The sequence below is a fragment of the Microbacterium sp. NPDC056569 genome, from assembly GCF_042793475.1.
Classification (GTDB): Bacteria; Actinomycetota; Actinomycetes; order Actinomycetales; family Microbacteriaceae; genus Microbacterium.
This window is the reverse complement of the sequence record NZ_JBHTUV010000008.1, coordinates 214,680-229,103: the sequence shown is the minus strand read 5'-3', so window position 1 is coordinate 229,103 and position 14,424 is coordinate 214,680. Positions and strand designations below refer to the sequence as shown.

At 70.8% G+C, this 14,424-nt stretch carries 12 protein-coding genes; 8 read left to right on the top strand and 4 right to left on the bottom strand.

The window, feature by feature from the left end; genetic code table 11:
* Window positions 1–53 precede the first annotated feature (53 nt).
* Window positions 54–1,697 carry a phosphoglucomutase (alpha-D-glucose-1,6-bisphosphate-dependent) gene (gene pgm / locus ACFQ7C_RS11605; protein WP_378900802.1) on the bottom strand — a complete coding sequence of 548 codons (1,644 nt, stop codon included), beginning with the start codon at window positions 1,695–1,697 and terminating at the stop codon, window positions 54–56.
* 192 nt (window positions 1,698–1,889) lie between these two features.
* On the opposite strand from pgm, the gene pheA reads away from it, so the two are divergent.
* Both pheA and ACFQ7C_RS11595 read left to right on the top strand, forming a co-directional pair.
* On the top strand, window positions 1,890–2,867 hold the full coding sequence (gene pheA, locus ACFQ7C_RS11600) for a prephenate dehydratase (RefSeq protein ID WP_378900799.1): 978 nt from the start codon (window positions 1,890–1,892) through the stop codon (window positions 2,865–2,867).
* The gene (locus ACFQ7C_RS11595; RefSeq protein WP_378900796.1) at window positions 2,867–3,307 is read left to right on the top strand and encodes a TIGR03618 family F420-dependent PPOX class oxidoreductase; all 441 of its coding nucleotides are present in this window, start codon (window positions 2,867–2,869) and stop codon (window positions 3,305–3,307) included. The genes pheA and ACFQ7C_RS11595 overlap by 1 nt, the downstream gene beginning before the upstream one ends.
* A 36-nt stretch (window positions 3,308–3,343) precedes the next feature.
* On the opposite strand, the gene ACFQ7C_RS11590 is transcribed toward ACFQ7C_RS11595, so the two are convergent.
* Window positions 3,344–4,408 (bottom strand): LLM class flavin-dependent oxidoreductase, encoded by a 1,065-nt coding sequence (locus ACFQ7C_RS11590; protein WP_378900793.1) that lies wholly within the window; start codon window positions 4,406–4,408, stop codon window positions 3,344–3,346.
* Window positions 4,409–4,537: 129 nt separating this feature from the next.
* Window positions 4,538–5,179 (bottom strand): NADPH-dependent F420 reductase, encoded by a 642-nt coding sequence (locus ACFQ7C_RS11585; protein ID WP_378900790.1) that lies wholly within the window; start codon window positions 5,177–5,179, stop codon window positions 4,538–4,540.
* A 118-nt stretch (window positions 5,180–5,297) separates the two neighbouring features.
* Between ACFQ7C_RS11585 and ACFQ7C_RS11580 the strand changes: the two genes are divergently transcribed.
* Window positions 5,298–6,284: an aldo/keto reductase gene (locus ACFQ7C_RS11580; RefSeq protein ID WP_378900787.1), complete on the top strand. Its 987-nt coding sequence runs from the start codon at window positions 5,298–5,300 to the stop codon at window positions 6,282–6,284.
* A gap of 21 nt (window positions 6,285–6,305) precedes the next feature.
* Here ACFQ7C_RS11580 and ACFQ7C_RS11575 read toward each other — a convergent pair whose 3' ends face one another.
* Window positions 6,306–7,661, bottom strand: coding sequence for a cryptochrome/photolyase family protein (locus ACFQ7C_RS11575; RefSeq protein WP_378900783.1), 1,356 nt, complete (start codon window positions 7,659–7,661; stop codon window positions 6,306–6,308).
* Between the two features lie 117 nt (window positions 7,662–7,778).
* On the opposite strand from ACFQ7C_RS11575, the gene ACFQ7C_RS11570 reads away from it, so the two are divergent.
* The 5 genes from ACFQ7C_RS11570 to ACFQ7C_RS11550 all read left to right on the top strand — a co-directional run bounded on the left by ACFQ7C_RS11570 (window position 7,779) and on the right by ACFQ7C_RS11550 (window position 14,380).
* Window positions 7,779–8,786 carry a LacI family DNA-binding transcriptional regulator gene (locus ACFQ7C_RS11570; protein WP_378900780.1) on the top strand — a complete coding sequence of 336 codons (1,008 nt, stop codon included), beginning with the start codon at window positions 7,779–7,781 and terminating at the stop codon, window positions 8,784–8,786.
* 340 nt (window positions 8,787–9,126) lie between these two features.
* A complete protein-coding gene (locus tag ACFQ7C_RS11565) occupies window positions 9,127–10,893 on the top strand; it encodes a glycoside hydrolase family 13 protein (RefSeq protein WP_378900777.1) in 1,767 nt (588 codons plus the stop codon).
* Between the two features lie 31 nt (window positions 10,894–10,924).
* Window positions 10,925–12,295, top strand: coding sequence for an ABC transporter substrate-binding protein (locus ACFQ7C_RS11560; RefSeq protein ID WP_378900773.1), 1,371 nt, complete (start codon window positions 10,925–10,927; stop codon window positions 12,293–12,295).
* A gap of 130 nt (window positions 12,296–12,425) precedes the next feature.
* Window positions 12,426–13,397 carry a carbohydrate ABC transporter permease gene (locus ACFQ7C_RS11555; RefSeq protein ID WP_378900770.1) on the top strand — a complete coding sequence of 324 codons (972 nt, stop codon included), beginning with the start codon at window positions 12,426–12,428 and terminating at the stop codon, window positions 13,395–13,397.
* Window positions 13,394–14,380, top strand: a complete 987-nt coding sequence (locus tag ACFQ7C_RS11550; protein WP_378900767.1) for a carbohydrate ABC transporter permease — start codon at window positions 13,394–13,396, stop codon at window positions 14,378–14,380. The genes ACFQ7C_RS11555 and ACFQ7C_RS11550 overlap by 4 nt, the downstream gene beginning before the upstream one ends.
* The last annotated feature ends 44 nt before the right edge of the window (window positions 14,381–14,424 follow it).

Sequence of the window (14,424 nt, the reverse complement as noted above, 5' to 3'; positions counted from 1 at the left end):
GGACCCGCGCGCTCCCTCGCGCGGGTCCGGGCGTCGCTGTGTGAGCCGGAGGCTCAGGCGCCTGCGAGCGCCTGCGACACGACCTCGCGGGCCTCGGCCTGCACCTGCGCGAGGTGCTCGGGGCCGCGCAGCGACTCGGCGTAGAGCTTGTAGACGTCCTCGGTGCCCGACGGGCGCGCGGCGAACCACGCGTGCTCGGTCTGCACCTTGAGACCGCCGATCGCGGCGCCGTTGCCCGGCGCGTGCGACAGCTTCGCGGTGATGGGCTCCCCGGCGAGCTCGGTCGCGGTGACCGCGTCGGGTGAGAGCTTGCCGAGCGCCGCCTTCTGCGCGGGGGATGCGGGAGCGTCCACGCGCTGGTAGGCCGAGGCTCCGAACTCGGCCTCGAGCTCGGCGTAGCGCTGCGAGGGCGTCTTGCCCGTGACCGCAAGGATCTCGGAGGCCAGGAGGCACAGCAGGATGCCGTCCTTGTCGGTGGTCCACACCGAGCCGTCCTTGCGGAGGAACGACGCTCCGGCCGACTCCTCGCCGCCGAAGGCGACCGATCCGTCCAGCAGCCCGGGCACGAACCACTTGAACCCGACCGGCACCTCGAGCAGCTCGCGGCCGAGCGATTCGGCCACGCGGTCGATGATCATCGAGCTCACGAGGGTCTTGCCGACCGCAGCATCCGTCGGCCAATCCGGCCGGTGCGAGTACAGGTAGTCGATCGCGACGGCGAGATAGTGGTTCGGGTTCATCAGCCCGGCGTCGGGCGTGACGATGCCGTGGCGGTCGGCGTCGGCGTCGTTGCCCGTGAGGATGTCGTACTCGTCGCGGCGGCCGATGAGCCCGGCCATCGCGGACGGCGACGACGGATCCATGCGGATCTTCTCGTCCCAGTCGAGCGTCATGAAGCGCCAGGTCGGGTCGACGTCGGGGTTCACGACCGTGAGGTCGAGGCCGTGCACCTCGGCGATGAGCGCCCAGTACTCGACAGACGCACCGCCGAGCGGGTCGGCGCCGATGCGCACGCCGGCGCTGCGGATCGCCTCGACGTCGATGATGTTCGCGAGATCGCGGACGTAGGCGTCGCGGAAGTCGTACTGGCCGAGGGTGTCGGAATCCAGATCCTTGAACGGCGTGCGGGCGACGCCCTCGAGGTCGGCCGCGATGAGCTCGTTCGCCCGGTTCGCGATCCAGCCCGTCGCGTCGGTGTCGGCGGGGCCGCCGTTCGGCGGGTTGTACTTGAAGCCGCCGTCGCGCGGCGGGTTGTGGCTGGGCGTCACGACGATGCCGTCGGCGCGGCCCGGGTCCGCGGCATCCTTCCCGCGGTTGTACGTCAGGATCGCGTGGCTGAGCGCCGGAGTGGGCACCCACGAGTCGCGCGCGTCGACCCGCACGTCGACGCCGTTGGCGACCAGCACCTCGATCGCGCTGCGCTCCGCCGGCAGCGACAGGCCGTGCGTGTCGCGGCCGAGGAAGAGCGGGCCCTCGATGCCCTGTGCCTTCCGGTAGTCGACGATCGCCTGCGTCGTGGCGAGGATGTGGGTCTCGTTGAAGCCGGCCGACAGCGACGAGCCGCGGTGACCGCTCGTCCCGAACGCGACGCGCTGCTCGGGGACGGCGGGGTCGGGCTTGACGTCGTAGTAAGCGGCGATCAGCTCATCGATGTCGATGAGGTCGGATGCTTCGGCCGGTTGTCCTGCGCGAGTCATGCGTCCCAGTCTGCCCGTCCGCGGCCCGCCGTGCACGATCCGTGACACGACCTCCGGTTCGCAATTCAGGATGAGCGCGGCGCGCGATCGGCGCAGCCCCCGGATTTCCGCGGGCGGGGTCGATGTCGTACCGCGTTCATCCTGAATTGCGCACGGGACCAGGCGGACATGGCCCGGGCTAGGCTGGCACGCGTGACTTCCGAGGTCGCCTCTGCCGAGGCATCCGTTCCCGTCCGCCGCACGTACAGCTATCTGGGCCCCGCCGGCACGTTCACCGAGGCGGCGCTCGCCCAGGTGCCGGAGGCGCGGGGCCACGAGTGGCGGCCCGTGCGCAACGTGGGCGAGGCGCTCGCCGACGTCGTCGAGGGACGCTCGGACGCCGCGATGATCGCGATCGAGAACTCCGTCGACGGCGGCGTGTCGACCGCGCAGGACGCCCTCGCGACCGTGCCCGGCCTGCGCATCGTGGGCGAGTACCTCGTGCCCGTCGAGTTCGTGCTGGTCGGGCGTCCGGGCGCCCGGCTCGAGGACGTCTCGCTCATCGCCGCGCACCCTGTCGCCTACGCGCAGTGCCTGCAGTGGCTGTCGACCGCGTTGCCCGCCCACGCCCACGTGCCGGCGGCGAGCAACGTCGCGAGCGCGATGGGACTGCTCGACGGATCGAGCGACGCGGACGCCGCGATCGCCCCGCCCGGCATCCTCGAGCATCACCAGCTCGAGCTGCTCGCGTCGAACATCGGCGACAACCCCAACGCCGTCACGCGCTTCGTGCTCGTGAGCCGCACGGTCGTGCCGCCCGCCCCGACCGGCGCCGACAAGACCTCTCTCATCGTCGAGCTGCCCGACGACCACCCCGGCGCCCTGCTCGAGATGCTCGAGCAGTTCGCGACGCGCGGCATCAACCTGTCGCTGCTCGCATCGCGGCCGATCGGCGACGAGCTCGGCCGGTACCGCTTCGTCGTCGACGCCGACGGGCACCTCGAAGACGAGCGCATGGCCGATGCGCTCATGGGCCTGCGCCGCTTCAGCCCGCGTGTGACGTTCCTCGGGTCGTACCCGCGCGCCGACCGCGCCGTCGTGCGCTACCCCGAGCGCTACGCCGACGACGTGTTCGTCGAGGCGCGCGACTGGCTGCGCGGGCTGCTGAGCGGCGAGCCGGAGGAGGCATGATGGCCGAGCCCTTCGTCTTCGATCCCGCGAACGAGGTGCACGCCCGCGCCCTCCGACGCTTCGAGACCGAGCAGGTCGCGTGGTTCGGGACGGTCGGCCGCGACGGCTACCCGCACGCCGTGCCCATCTGGTTCCTCTGGCGCGACGGACGCGCCCTCATCATGAGCGAGCCCGACACGGCGAAGGTGCGCAATCTCCGGGCGAACGACCGCGTCCTCCTGCACCTGGAAGCCGGCGAGGACGGCGAGCAGCTCACCGTGCTGCGCGGCACGGCGGCCATCTCGCCCGCGCCGTCGAGCGCCTGGGTCGACCGGATCGGCGACGAGTACACGGCCAAGTACGACGAATGGCTCCGGCGGCTCGAGCTGACGACCGAGACGATGGCCGAGCGGTACTCGGTGCTCATCGAGGTCACGCCGCACAAGCTCATCGCCTGGTAGCGGCCGGGCTCGTCATCGCCTCGCAGCGGCCGGGGCTCAGAGGCCGAGCTCGGCGGCCAGCAGCTCGAGCGTCTGCAGTCGGCCGGGTGCGGTGTCGATCGGCTCGTTCTCGTACGATCCGGCGATCGGCGAGATCATCACCTCGTCGACACCGTGCTGGGTGGCGAACGAGCGGAGATCGGATGCCACGGCCCCGGCCGTGCCGACGAACCACTTCGCCCGGGCCGAGGCCATGAAGGTCTCGCCGAGCCCGGCGAAGTCGGCGGCGTTCGCCAGGGCGTGCTCCACCGTCTCGAGCGGGACGAGCGGCTTGTTGGTGCGCAGGCGCGCCGTCATGCGCAGGTTCGGCAGGGCGCGATCCTCGGCCTCGTCCTGCGTCGGAGCCACCAGCACGTTGGCCGTCAGGAAGGTGCGCGGAGCCGCGAGCGTCTCGGAGGGTGCGAACGCCGAGCGGTAGAGGTCGAGCGCGCGCTCGAGCCCCTCGCCCGAGAAGTGGTTCGCGAACACGTAGGGCAGGCCCAGCGAAGCCGCGAGCTGCGCGGAGTAGTCGCTCGAGCCGAGCAGCCACACCTCGGGCGTCGTCGTCGCGGCCGGCGTCGCGTGCACGTCGTAGGTACCGCCCGACGTGAAGCGCAGCGACGCCCCGTCGGGTGCGACGAGCGACAGGATGTCGCGCACGTGGTCGGGGAACCGCTCGACATCGCTCGTGGTGCCGCTCTGGCGCAGCAGCTGCGTGATGACCGGGTCCGAGCCCGGAGCGCGCCCCAGGCCGAGGTCGATCCGCCCCGGCGCGAGGGCCTCGAGAGCGGCGAACTGCTCGGCGACGACGAGCGGCGAGTGGTTCGGCAGCATGACGCCGCCCGATCCCAGCCGGATCCGCGACGTCCGCGCGGCAGCGGCCGCGGCCAGCACCGGCGGTGTCGTCGATGCGACGGCGGGCATGTTGTGGTGCTCGGCGAACCAGTACCGCCGATAGCCGAGCCGATCGGCCGCATCGACGAGGGAGAGGGATGCTGCGACCGCCTGCGCGCTCGTCTGCCCGGTGCGCACCGGAACGAGGTCGAGGACGGACAGGGCCGGGGCGTGGGTCGCGGTGCTCATCGCTTGAAGGCAACCCGCGCCCCGGCATCCGCATTCCGGACTGCTCGATTTCGGCGAGTCGCCGGAATCGGCCGCAGATGGGTGCGCTTCGTGGCGACTCGCCACGAGCACAACCACGCCAGGCCGCGGTCAGGGCAGGCGGTTCGCCTTCACGAGGTTCGCGCGCAGCTCGTCGGCGGTCTGCGCGACGACGTACGCCGGACGGTCGCGCTCAAGGCGCCACGATTCGCTCAGCGGACCCGCGCTCACGGTGTCGAAGCCCAGCGCGTCGTAGACGCCGGTGACGAACTCGATGGCTTCCGGGTCGTCGCTCGCGGTGCCGAGCGCGCGGCGCTGCGGGTCGCCCGCGGCCAGCCCGCCGGCGTTGATGTCGGAGGCGTACAGGTGGTTGAACGCCTTGACCACCTTCGAGGCGGGCAGATGCGCCTGCAGGAGGCCGGAGGTCGTGGCCTCGCCGCGATCCAGGGCGTCGATGCGGCCGTCGCGCTCGAAGTAGTAGTTGTTCGTGTCGAGGACGATCTTGCCGGCGAGGGGCTCGACGGGAACGTCCTTGAGGGCCTTGAGCGGCACGGTCACCACGGCGATGTCGGCGGCCGCGGCCGCGTCGACGGCCGTCGCGGCGCTGACCTTGGGGCCGAGTTCGTCGACGAGTCCTGCGAGGCTCTCGGGTCCGCGTGAGTTCGAGATCACGACGTCGTAGCCGAGTCCCGAGAAGGCGCGGGCGAGCGCGCTGCCGATGTGTCCTGCACCGATGATTCCGATCGTGGTCATGTCGAGCCGCAACCTCGGGGCGCAGCATCCCATTCCGGATCGACGTCATAGGAGGACATCGAGGAAACGTTTTCGTGAATCCGCCCGCCGCCGCACGCAGCCGTGTGACGATGTCGGAATGGACTACACCCACCTCGGACGCACCGGCACCTCCGTCTCGCGGATCGTGCTCGGCACGATGAACTTCGGCGACCGCACCTCGGAGGAGGAGTCGTTCGCGATCCTCGACCGCGCGCTGGAGCTCGGCATCAACTTCATCGACACCGCCAACGGCTACGGAGGCGCGGGCGGCCGCGGCGCGACCGAGGAGATCATCGGCCGCTGGTTCGCCGCGCGCCCGGGCGTGCGCGACGACGTCGTGCTCGCCACCAAGGTGCATTCGCCGATGGTGGATCCGACCTCCGACGGCGACGTCGTCAACGCCCGCGGCGCGTCGGCGTGGCAGGTGCGCCGCGAGGCGATCGGGTCGCTGCGGCGCCTGCAGACCGACCGCATCGACCTCTACCAGTTCCACCACATCGACCGGCACATCTCGTGGCAGGAGCTCTGGCAGGCGATGGAGGTGCTCGTCGCGAAGGGCGACGTCGTCTACACGGGCAGCTCGAACTTCGCCGCCTGGAACATCGCCCAGGCCAACGAGATCGCGCAGCAGCGGCACTTCCTCGGTCTCGTCAGCGAGCAGTCGCTGTACAACCTGACGCAGCGCTCGATCGAGCTCGAGGTGATCCCCGCGGCGCAGAACTACGGGCTCGGCATCCTGCCGTGGTCGCCGCTCGCGGGAGGACTCCTCAGCGGAGGATCGACGGATGCTGCGGCCCGGTCCGGTTCCGAGCGCATCACGTCGCAGCGTGCAGAGCGCCGCGACCAGCTCCAGGCGTACGAGCGCTTCGCCGAGGAACGCGGCTGGACGCCGTCGGCCCTCGGCCTCGCGTGGCTGCTGCACCAGCCCGGCGTGACCGGCCCCATCATCGGTCCGCGCACGGTCGCCCAGCTCGAGTCGGCCGTGACCGCGCTCGACATCCACCTGAGCGTCGAGGACCTCGCGGCCCTCGACGAGCTCTTCCCCGGCCCGGGCGGTCAGGCACCGGAGGCCTACGCCTGGTGAGGCCTCGAGCGGGTCGTGCGCTCAGGAGCGCGCGGCCCGCTTGACGTGCTCGTACGCCGCGAGCGCGGCCTTGCGCGTCTCGCCGAGGTCGACGACCGGCTCGGGAGCGTCATCGTCCAGCGCGTCGGGAGCCCATTCGCGCACGTAGTGCCCGTCGGGGTCGAACTTCTTCGCCTGCAGCTCGGGGTTGAAGATCCGGAAGTACGGCGCGGCGTCGGCCCCCGAGCCCGCCACCCACTGCCAGTTGAACGGGTTGTTGGCCTCGTCGGCGTCGACGAGCGTGTCCCAGAACCACTCCTCGCCGCGGCGCCAGTCGATGAGCAGGTTCTTGACGAGGAAGGATGCCACGACCATCCGCACCCGGTTGTGCATGTAGCCGGTCGTCCAGAGCTCCCGCATGCCCGCGTCGACGAGCGCGACGCCCGTGCGGCCCTGCTGCCACGCGTCGAGGTGCGTCGGCTTCAGTCGCGGCCACGGGAACGCGTCGAACTCTCGTCGGAGGTTCTTCGTCGCGAGCTCGGGGAAGTGGAACAGCGTGTGCCATGCGAACTCGCGCCAGCCGAGCTCCGACAGGAACCGCCCGCCGTGACCGGCCGCGACCGTCTCGTGCCACACCGTGTGCGGGCTCACCTCGCCCCACCGCAGCCGCGGCGACAGCAGCGACGTCGCACCCGCCGCGGGCTCGTCCCGCGCGCGGTCGTATGCGGCGAGGTCGTCCTCGAGGAACTCCCGCAGACGCCGTCGGGCAGCCGGCTCGCCCGGCTCCCACGTCTCGCGCAGCCCGCCTGCCCAGTCCGGGTGTTGGGGAAGCAGTTCCCAATCGTCGACGGAATCGGATGCCGCGCCCCCGCGCACGCCGTCGACCTCGCGCGGCTCGGGCAGAGGTGCCCGCGGCGACGGCAGGGCGAGGCACGCGCGCCAGAACGGCGTGAACACCGAGAAGTGAGTCCCGGCACCCGTCTTCACGGTCCACGGCTCGAACAGCAGCGAGCCGGCGAAGGATGCGACCTCGACGCCCTCGTCCCGCAGTCCCGCCTTGAGCGCGGCGTCGACCTCGCGCTCGGGCCCGCCGTAGCGCCGGTTCCAGAAGACGGCGCCGGGCGCAGCATCCGTCACGAGTTCTCGCACCACGCGCTCAGCCGGCCCCCGCCGGAGGACCAGGGTCGCCCCACGCTCGCGCAGGCGCTCGCCGAGGGACGCGAGCGAGTGGTGCAGCCACCACCGTGCCGCGCCGCCGAGGGGGCGGATGCCGGGTGACCCCTCGTCGAGCACGTACAGGGCGATGATCGGCTCGTCGCGGTCGATCGCGGCGCGCAGCGCCGGGTTGTCGGCGAGACGGAGGTCATCGCGGAACCACACGATCGACGGTCGGGCCATGGCTTCATCCTGCCGGGTACAGGTGCGTCGTGCCGGGGCTTGACAGCCGGTCGACGCGTCCGGATCCCGCTTGCGTCGGCTTGCGCGATCCTGCAAGTTCTTGCGTACACTGAGCGCATGTCGAAGCGTCTCGCCGAAGTCGCGCGCAAGGTCGGAGTCAGCGAGGCCACGGTGAGCCGCGTGCTCAACGACAAGCCCGGCGTCTCGGAGGCCACTCGCCAGGCGGTGCTCACCGCGCTCGACGTGCTCGGGTATGAGCGGCCGACGAAGCTCCGCGGCGAGCGGGCGCGTCTCGTGGGGCTCGTGCTCCCCGAGCTGCAGAACCCGATCTTCCCCGCGCTCGCCGAGATCATCGGCGGCGGCCTCACCCAGAACGGCTACACCCCGCTGCTGTGCACCCAGAACGCGGGCGGCATCACCGAGTCCGACTACGTCGACCTCCTCCTGCAGCAGCAGGTGTCGGGCGTGATCTTCCTCGGCGGGAACTACAGCCAGGCGGATGCCGTGCACGAGCACTACGACCGGCTCCGACAGGTCAACCTGCCGACCGTGCTGGTGAACGCGCGCATCGATTCCCTCGAGTTCGCGACGGTCTCCACGGACGACGCCGCCGCGGCCGAGCAGGCGATCCAGCACCTGCACCAGCTGGGCCACCGGCGCATCGCACTGCTCCTCGGGCCGCTCGACCACATCCCGTCGCAGCGCAAGCTCGCCGCCGCGCGCCGACTGCTCGAACGCCTGGGTTCGCCGCTCGACGACGCGCTGGTGGTGCGCGGCCTGTACTCGCTCGAGTCCGGTCAGGCCGGGGCTTCCCGCCTCTTCGCCGCGGGTGCGACCGCCATCGTCTGTGCGAGCGATCCGCTCGCCCTCGGCGCCGTGCGCGCCGCCCGTCGTGCCGGACTCCGCGTGCCGGACGACGTCAGCGTCGTCGGCTTCGACGACTCGTTCCTCATGAGCTGCACCGAGCCGCCCCTCACGACCGTGCGCCAGCCGATCGAGTCGATGGGCCGCACGGTGATCGACCTCTTGCTCTCCCAGATCGCCGGCACGACGGAAGCCGGCGACGAGCTCCTCTTCGAGCCCGAGCTCGTCCTCCGGGCCTCTACAGGCCCCGCCGCCGCCTGACCCCCGGCCCCGGACGCCCGGACGCCCGGGCCCCGGACGCGGCGCACAACCTACCCCTTCCCTTCCCCTCCCCATCCGCCGTCCGCGCCCGCCTGCACCCGGCGCAGGAGTCAGCGGAGCGGGATCATCCGGAGAGCGCGCGGGCTCGGGACTGGCGGGCGCCGCCGGCGAAGCCGACGCCGCGGGTAAGCGCGCCGGAGGATGATCCCGCGCAGCGGTCGCTTCTCTGCAAGAGATGACCAAGCATCGCAATTTTGCAGAGATTTGTCTAGGACTTGCAAAGCACAATCCCCTGGAATACATTCGTCGCATCAAGTCCTTCCCATCGACGAGGAGACACGTGGACACCGAGGTCCTCACCCGCGGCGAGCGAGCCGTTCCCGCGAGCGACAACCCCCTGTGGTGGCGGTCGGCCGTCATCTACCAGGTCTACGTGCGGAGCTTCGCGGACGGGAACGGCGACGGCACGGGCGACCTGGCGGGCGTCCGGGCGCACCTCGGCTACCTCAGAGACCTCGGCGTCGACGCCATCTGGTTCAACCCCTGGTACCCGAGCCCGCTGGCCGACGGCGGCTACGACGTGCAGGACTACCGCGACATCGACCCGCGCTTCGGCACGCTGGAAGAGGCGGAGCAGCTGATCCAGGAGGCACTGGATCTCGGCATCCGCACGATCATCGACGTCGTGCCGAACCACATCTCGGCACAGCACCCGTGGTTCCAGGCGGCGCTCGCCGCCGGCCCCGGCAGCCGCGAGCGCGAGCGGTTCTGGTTCCACTCCGGCAAGGGTCCCCAGGGCGACGAGATCCCGACGCACTGGGTGTCGAGCTTCCAGGGCGAGACATGGACCCGCACGACGAACCCCGACGGCACGCCGGGGGAGTGGTACCTGCACATGTTCACGCCGGAGCAGCCCGACCTGAACTGGAACCACCCCGACGTGCGCCGCGAGCACGAGGAGATCCTGCGGTTCTGGTTCGACCGCGGCGTCGCGGGCGTGCGCATCGACTCGGCTGCCCTGCTCATCAAGGACCCCGAGCTGCCCGAGGTCGGCGCGAAGCAAGGCCCGGGCCAGCACCCCACCGAGGACCGCGACGAGCTCCACGACGTCTACCGCTCGTGGCGTGCGATCGCCGACTCCTACCCCGGGACGCGCGTGCTCGTCGGTGAGATCTGGGTGCCCGACATCGTGCGGTTCACCAACTACCTGCGCCCTGACGAGATGCACACCGCGTTCAACTTCGACTTCCTCGCGCGGCCGTGGGGCGCGGCATCCTTCCGCCAGTCGATCACCGCGACGCTCGCGGCGCACGCGCCGGTCGGCGCACCGAGCACGTGGGTCCTGAGCAACCACGACGTCACCCGCCCGGTCACCCGCTACGGGCGCGAGGACACCGCCTTCGCGTTCCTCAAGAAGCGGTTCGGCGTGCCGACCGACCCCGAGCTGGGCCTGCACCGCGCCCGCGCGGCGGCGCTGCTGGTCGCGGCGCTGCCGGGCAGCCTCTACATCTACCAGGGCGACGAGCTCGGACTTCCCGAGGTCGAGGACCTGCCCCTCGACCTCATCGAGGACCCGATGCATTTCCGCTCCGGCGGCACGGACCCGGGACGGGACGGATGCCGCGTCCCGCTGCCGTGGTCGGGCGACCGGGCCCCGTTCGGCTTCAGCCCTGACGAGACCCGCACGTGGCTGCCGCAGCCCGAGGGGTGGAGCGGGCTCACCGTCGCCGCGCAGGAGGCCGACCCGGCGTCGACGCTCAACCTCTACCGCGATGCGCTCCGGCTGCGCCGGCAGCTTCCCGAGCTCGGCGACGGTCCCCTCGAGTGGTGGGACGGCGACCCTTCGCCGGAATGGCCCGTCCCCACCGCGAACGACACCGGCCCCGACATCCTCGCCTTCCGGCGCGGCGACCGCTTCGCGTGCGTCGTCAACGCCGGCGACGACCCGGTCGCGCTTCCCCCCGGCGCGACCGTCCTCCTCACGAGCTCGCCGGTCGAAGCCGGGCTGCTGCCCGGCAACGCCGCAGCCTGGCTGCGGCTCGGGGCGGCGGCATCCGATTCCCACACCCGCACCAACACCCCGGAGACGTCCGCGCCGAGAGGCTGACGCGGAACCTCCCCCTCAGAAAGGAAAGACGATGAAGTCACCAGCAAGGGTCCTGCTCGCCGGTGTCGCCGCCGTGGCGACCGTCGGAGCGCTCGTCGGCTGCTCGGCAGCCGGTGGCGACGGCAACAGCGACGGCAAGCTCGAGCTGCGCGTCGCGACCTTCCCGCCCGGCGCCGACGCCGCGGCGTACGAGGCGTTCGCCACGCAGGAGGAGCAGTTCGAGAAGGAGCACCCCGACATCGACATCATCGGTGTCGAGTACGAGTGGGAAGGCCCGACGTTCGCCGTGCAGCTCGCCGGCGGCAGCCTGCCCGACGTGTTCACCGTGCCGTTCACCGACTCGAAGACGCTGCTCGAGAACGACCAGCTCATGGACGTCACCGCCGAGGTCAAGGAACTCGGCTACGAGGACAGCTTCAACCCGATCATCCTCGACGGCGTCAAGGACGCCGACGGCAACATCTTCGGCTTCCCGCGCCAGGCCTACGCGATGGGCCTGCACTACAACCGCGACCTGTTCGAGCAGGCCGGGCTCGACCCCGACCAGCCGCCGACCACGTGGGACGAAGTGCGCGAGTACGCCAAGGCGATCCACGACGCCACCGGCAAGGCCGGCTACGCGCAGATGGCGATCAACAACACCGGCGGCTGGCAGCTGACCGCGCAGACCGTCGCCCGCGGCGGCCGGACGCAGACCGACGAGGCCGACGGCAGCGCCACCTCGACGATCGACAACGACGCGACCAAGGCGACGCTCGAGTTCCTCCACAACCTGAAGTGGGAGGACGACTCGTTCGGCGCCAAGGTCGACCTCGACTGGGGCACCATCAACCAGGAGTTCGCCGCCGGCAACATCGGCATGTACACGTCGGGCTCCGACGTCTACACCGCCCTCGTGCGCGACTTCGGCCTCGACCCCGCCGTGTACGGTCTGGGCGTCGTTCCGGTCGAGGGCGACGACCCCGGCACGCTCGGCGGCGGCGACATCGCGGTGATCAGCCCGACGGTCGACGACACCACCAAGGAGGCCGCGGTCACCTGGATCGACTGGTACTACATGCAGAAGCTCCTCGACGAGGACGCCGCCGTGCAGGACGCGAAGGCCCTCTCCGAGTCCGACCAGGCCGTCGGCACGCCGGTGCTGCCGGTGCTCAGCCGTGAGCTCTACGAGGAGTCGCTCACCTGGATCGAGCCGTACATCAACGTGCCGCGCGAGCAGATGACGTCGTTCACCGACAACATCTGGGACCAGACGCCGGTCGGCGAGCCGAAGAAGTCGACCCAGGAGGTCTACGCTCTGCTCGACACCGTGGTCCAGACGGTGCTCACCGACGAGAACGCCGACATCGACGACCTGCTCGCGCAGGCGCAGACCGAAGCGCAGGCGCTGCTCGACGAGTGAGGGGATCACGGATGCTGCGACCCGGCCTCGCCGCCGGGTCGCGGCATCCGTCCCTCGTCTCTCGGTCGTTGAGCGAGCGAAGCGACACGAAACGCCCCGCACCACCGCACCCCGACACAGCAAGGCGAAGATGACCGCGACCCTTCCGGAGCGCCCCGCCCCCGCGGCGGCGCCCCCGCCCACCCCACCCCCGGCGAAGCGCAAGACCCGGCGGACCCCGCTCACCTGGTACCGCGGGGGAGGTCTCGCGAACCTCCTGTTCGTCCTGCCGATGGTGTTCGTGTTCTTCTTCTTCTCGTGGTCGCCGATCGTGCAGTCGGTGGTCATGAGCCTGCAGAAGACGAACCTGCTCGTCTCGGAGTGGGTCGGTCTCGACAACTACATCGCGGTCCTCACCGACCCGCAGCTGGGTCGCGCGGTCGTCAACACCGTCTACTTCGCGCTGCTGGCGCTGCTGCTCGGCTTCCCGCTGCCGCTGTTCGTCGCGGTGCTGATGAGCGAGGTCCGCCGCGGCAAGGGGCTGTACTCGGCGCTCGCCTATCTTCCCGTCGTGATCCCGCCCGTGGTCGCGGTGCTGCTGTGGAAGTTCTTCTACAGCGCCGACCCGTCGGGCGTCTTCAACACCGTGCTCAGCTGGTTCGGCATCCCGCCGCAGCCGTGGATCTCGTCCGCCGTCCAGGCGATGCCGTCGCTCGTGCTCGAGGCGACGTGGGCCGCCGCGGGCGGGTCGATCATCATCTACCTCGCGGCCCTGCTGTCGGTGCCGCCGGAGCTCTACGACGCGGCGGAGGTCGACGGCGCGGGCATCTGGCGGAAGGTCTGGCACGTGACCCTGCCGCAGCTGCGCGGCATCCTCTTCATCATGCTGATCCTGCAGGTCATCGCGACCGCGCAGGTGTTCCTCGAGCCCTTCCTCTTCACGGGCGGCGGACCGGCCGGGGCGACGAAGACGATCCTGCTGTACATCTACGACAAGGCGTTCCGCAACAGCCTGGGCGGCGACTACGGCGAGGCCACGGCGGTCTCGGTGCTGCTCGCGATCGTGCTCGCGATCCTGTCCTGGCTGTACTTCACGCTCACGAACCGCTGGAGCACCTCATGACCACCTCGATCACGAACGCGGAGCGCCGCGAGGGCATGCGAGGCTTCCTCTCGCGCCGCGGTGCCGGGGGCGGGCGCAAGCGCGACTCCGTCGACGACCTGGCCGAGCGCTCGATCGTCTCGTCATCCGAGCGGCGGCGCCCCGGCACCCGATTCGGGATGTCGCTCACCCACGCGTTCCTCTTCGTCTCGCTCACGATCGCCGGGCTCGGGCCCATTCTCTGGCTGGCGAAGTCCGCGGTCACCCCCACGCAGGACACCCTCCAGCAGCCGTTCGCGCTGTGGCCGAACGGCATCGACTGGGCGAACCTGTCGACGGCGTGGAACGACATCCACATCGACCAGTACTTCTGGAACACGATCGTGATCGCCGCCGGCGCCTGGTTCTCGCAGCTGTTCATCGCGACGACCGCCGGCTACGCGCTCTCGGTGCTGCGCCCCAAGTACGCGCCGGTGCTCAACGCGCTGGTGCTCGCGACGCTGTTCATCCCGGGCATCGTGCTGCTGGTGCCGCTGTACCTCACCATCGTGTCGCCGCCTCTCCTCGGACGCGACGCGAGCATGCTCAACAGCTACTTGGCGGTGTGGCTGCCCATGGCGGCGAACGCGTTCAACATCCTGCTGGTCAAGCGGTTCTTCGACAACCTGCCCCGCGAGGTGTTCGAGGCCGCGAAGACCGACGGCGCCGGGCCCTTCCGGCTGTTCTGGTCGATCGTGCTGCCGATGTCGAAGCCGATCCTCGGCGTGGTCTCGGTGTTCGCGATCATCGCCGCCTGGAAGGACTACCTCTGGCCGAAGCTCGTGCTCCCCGACCCCGCGGTGCAGCCGTTGTCGGTGCGCCTGCCCGACGTGCAGTCCCAGACCGAGCTCGACGTGTTCCTGGCCGCCCTGGCCATCGCCACCCTCATCCCGATCGCGATGTTCCTGCTGTTCCAGTCGGTGTTCCTGCGCTCGGCAGGGCTGGGCGGCGCCGTCAAGGGCTGACGCGTCTTCCTTTCGCGACTCCGGATGCCGCGGGGCGCAGCATC

Bases quoted from the DNA above. Each gene is read 5' to 3' on its own strand.
- ACFQ7C_RS11590 (WP_378900793.1), bottom strand. From the start codon at position 4,408: ATGAGCACCGCGACCCACGCCCCGGCCCTGTCCGTCCTCGACCTCGTT.
- ACFQ7C_RS11585 (WP_378900790.1), bottom strand. From the start codon at position 5,179: ATGACCACGATCGGAATCATCGGTGCAGGACACATCGGCAGCGCGCTC.
- pgm (WP_378900802.1), bottom strand. From the start codon at position 1,697: ATGACTCGCGCAGGACAACCGGCCGAAGCATCCGACCTCATCGACATC.
- ACFQ7C_RS11595 (WP_378900796.1), top strand. From the start codon at position 2,867: ATGGCCGAGCCCTTCGTCTTCGATCCCGCGAACGAGGTGCACGCCCGC.
- ACFQ7C_RS11570 (WP_378900780.1), top strand. From the start codon at position 7,779: ATGTCGAAGCGTCTCGCCGAAGTCGCGCGCAAGGTCGGAGTCAGCGAG.
- ACFQ7C_RS11580 (WP_378900787.1), top strand. From the start codon at position 5,298: ATGGACTACACCCACCTCGGACGCACCGGCACCTCCGTCTCGCGGATC.
- ACFQ7C_RS11550 (WP_378900767.1), top strand. From the start codon at position 13,394: ATGACCACCTCGATCACGAACGCGGAGCGCCGCGAGGGCATGCGAGGC.
- ACFQ7C_RS11560 (WP_378900773.1), top strand. From the start codon at position 10,925: ATGAAGTCACCAGCAAGGGTCCTGCTCGCCGGTGTCGCCGCCGTGGCG.
- ACFQ7C_RS11575 (WP_378900783.1), bottom strand. From the start codon at position 7,661: ATGGCCCGACCGTCGATCGTGTGGTTCCGCGATGACCTCCGTCTCGCC.
- ACFQ7C_RS11555 (WP_378900770.1), top strand. From the start codon at position 12,426: ATGACCGCGACCCTTCCGGAGCGCCCCGCCCCCGCGGCGGCGCCCCCG.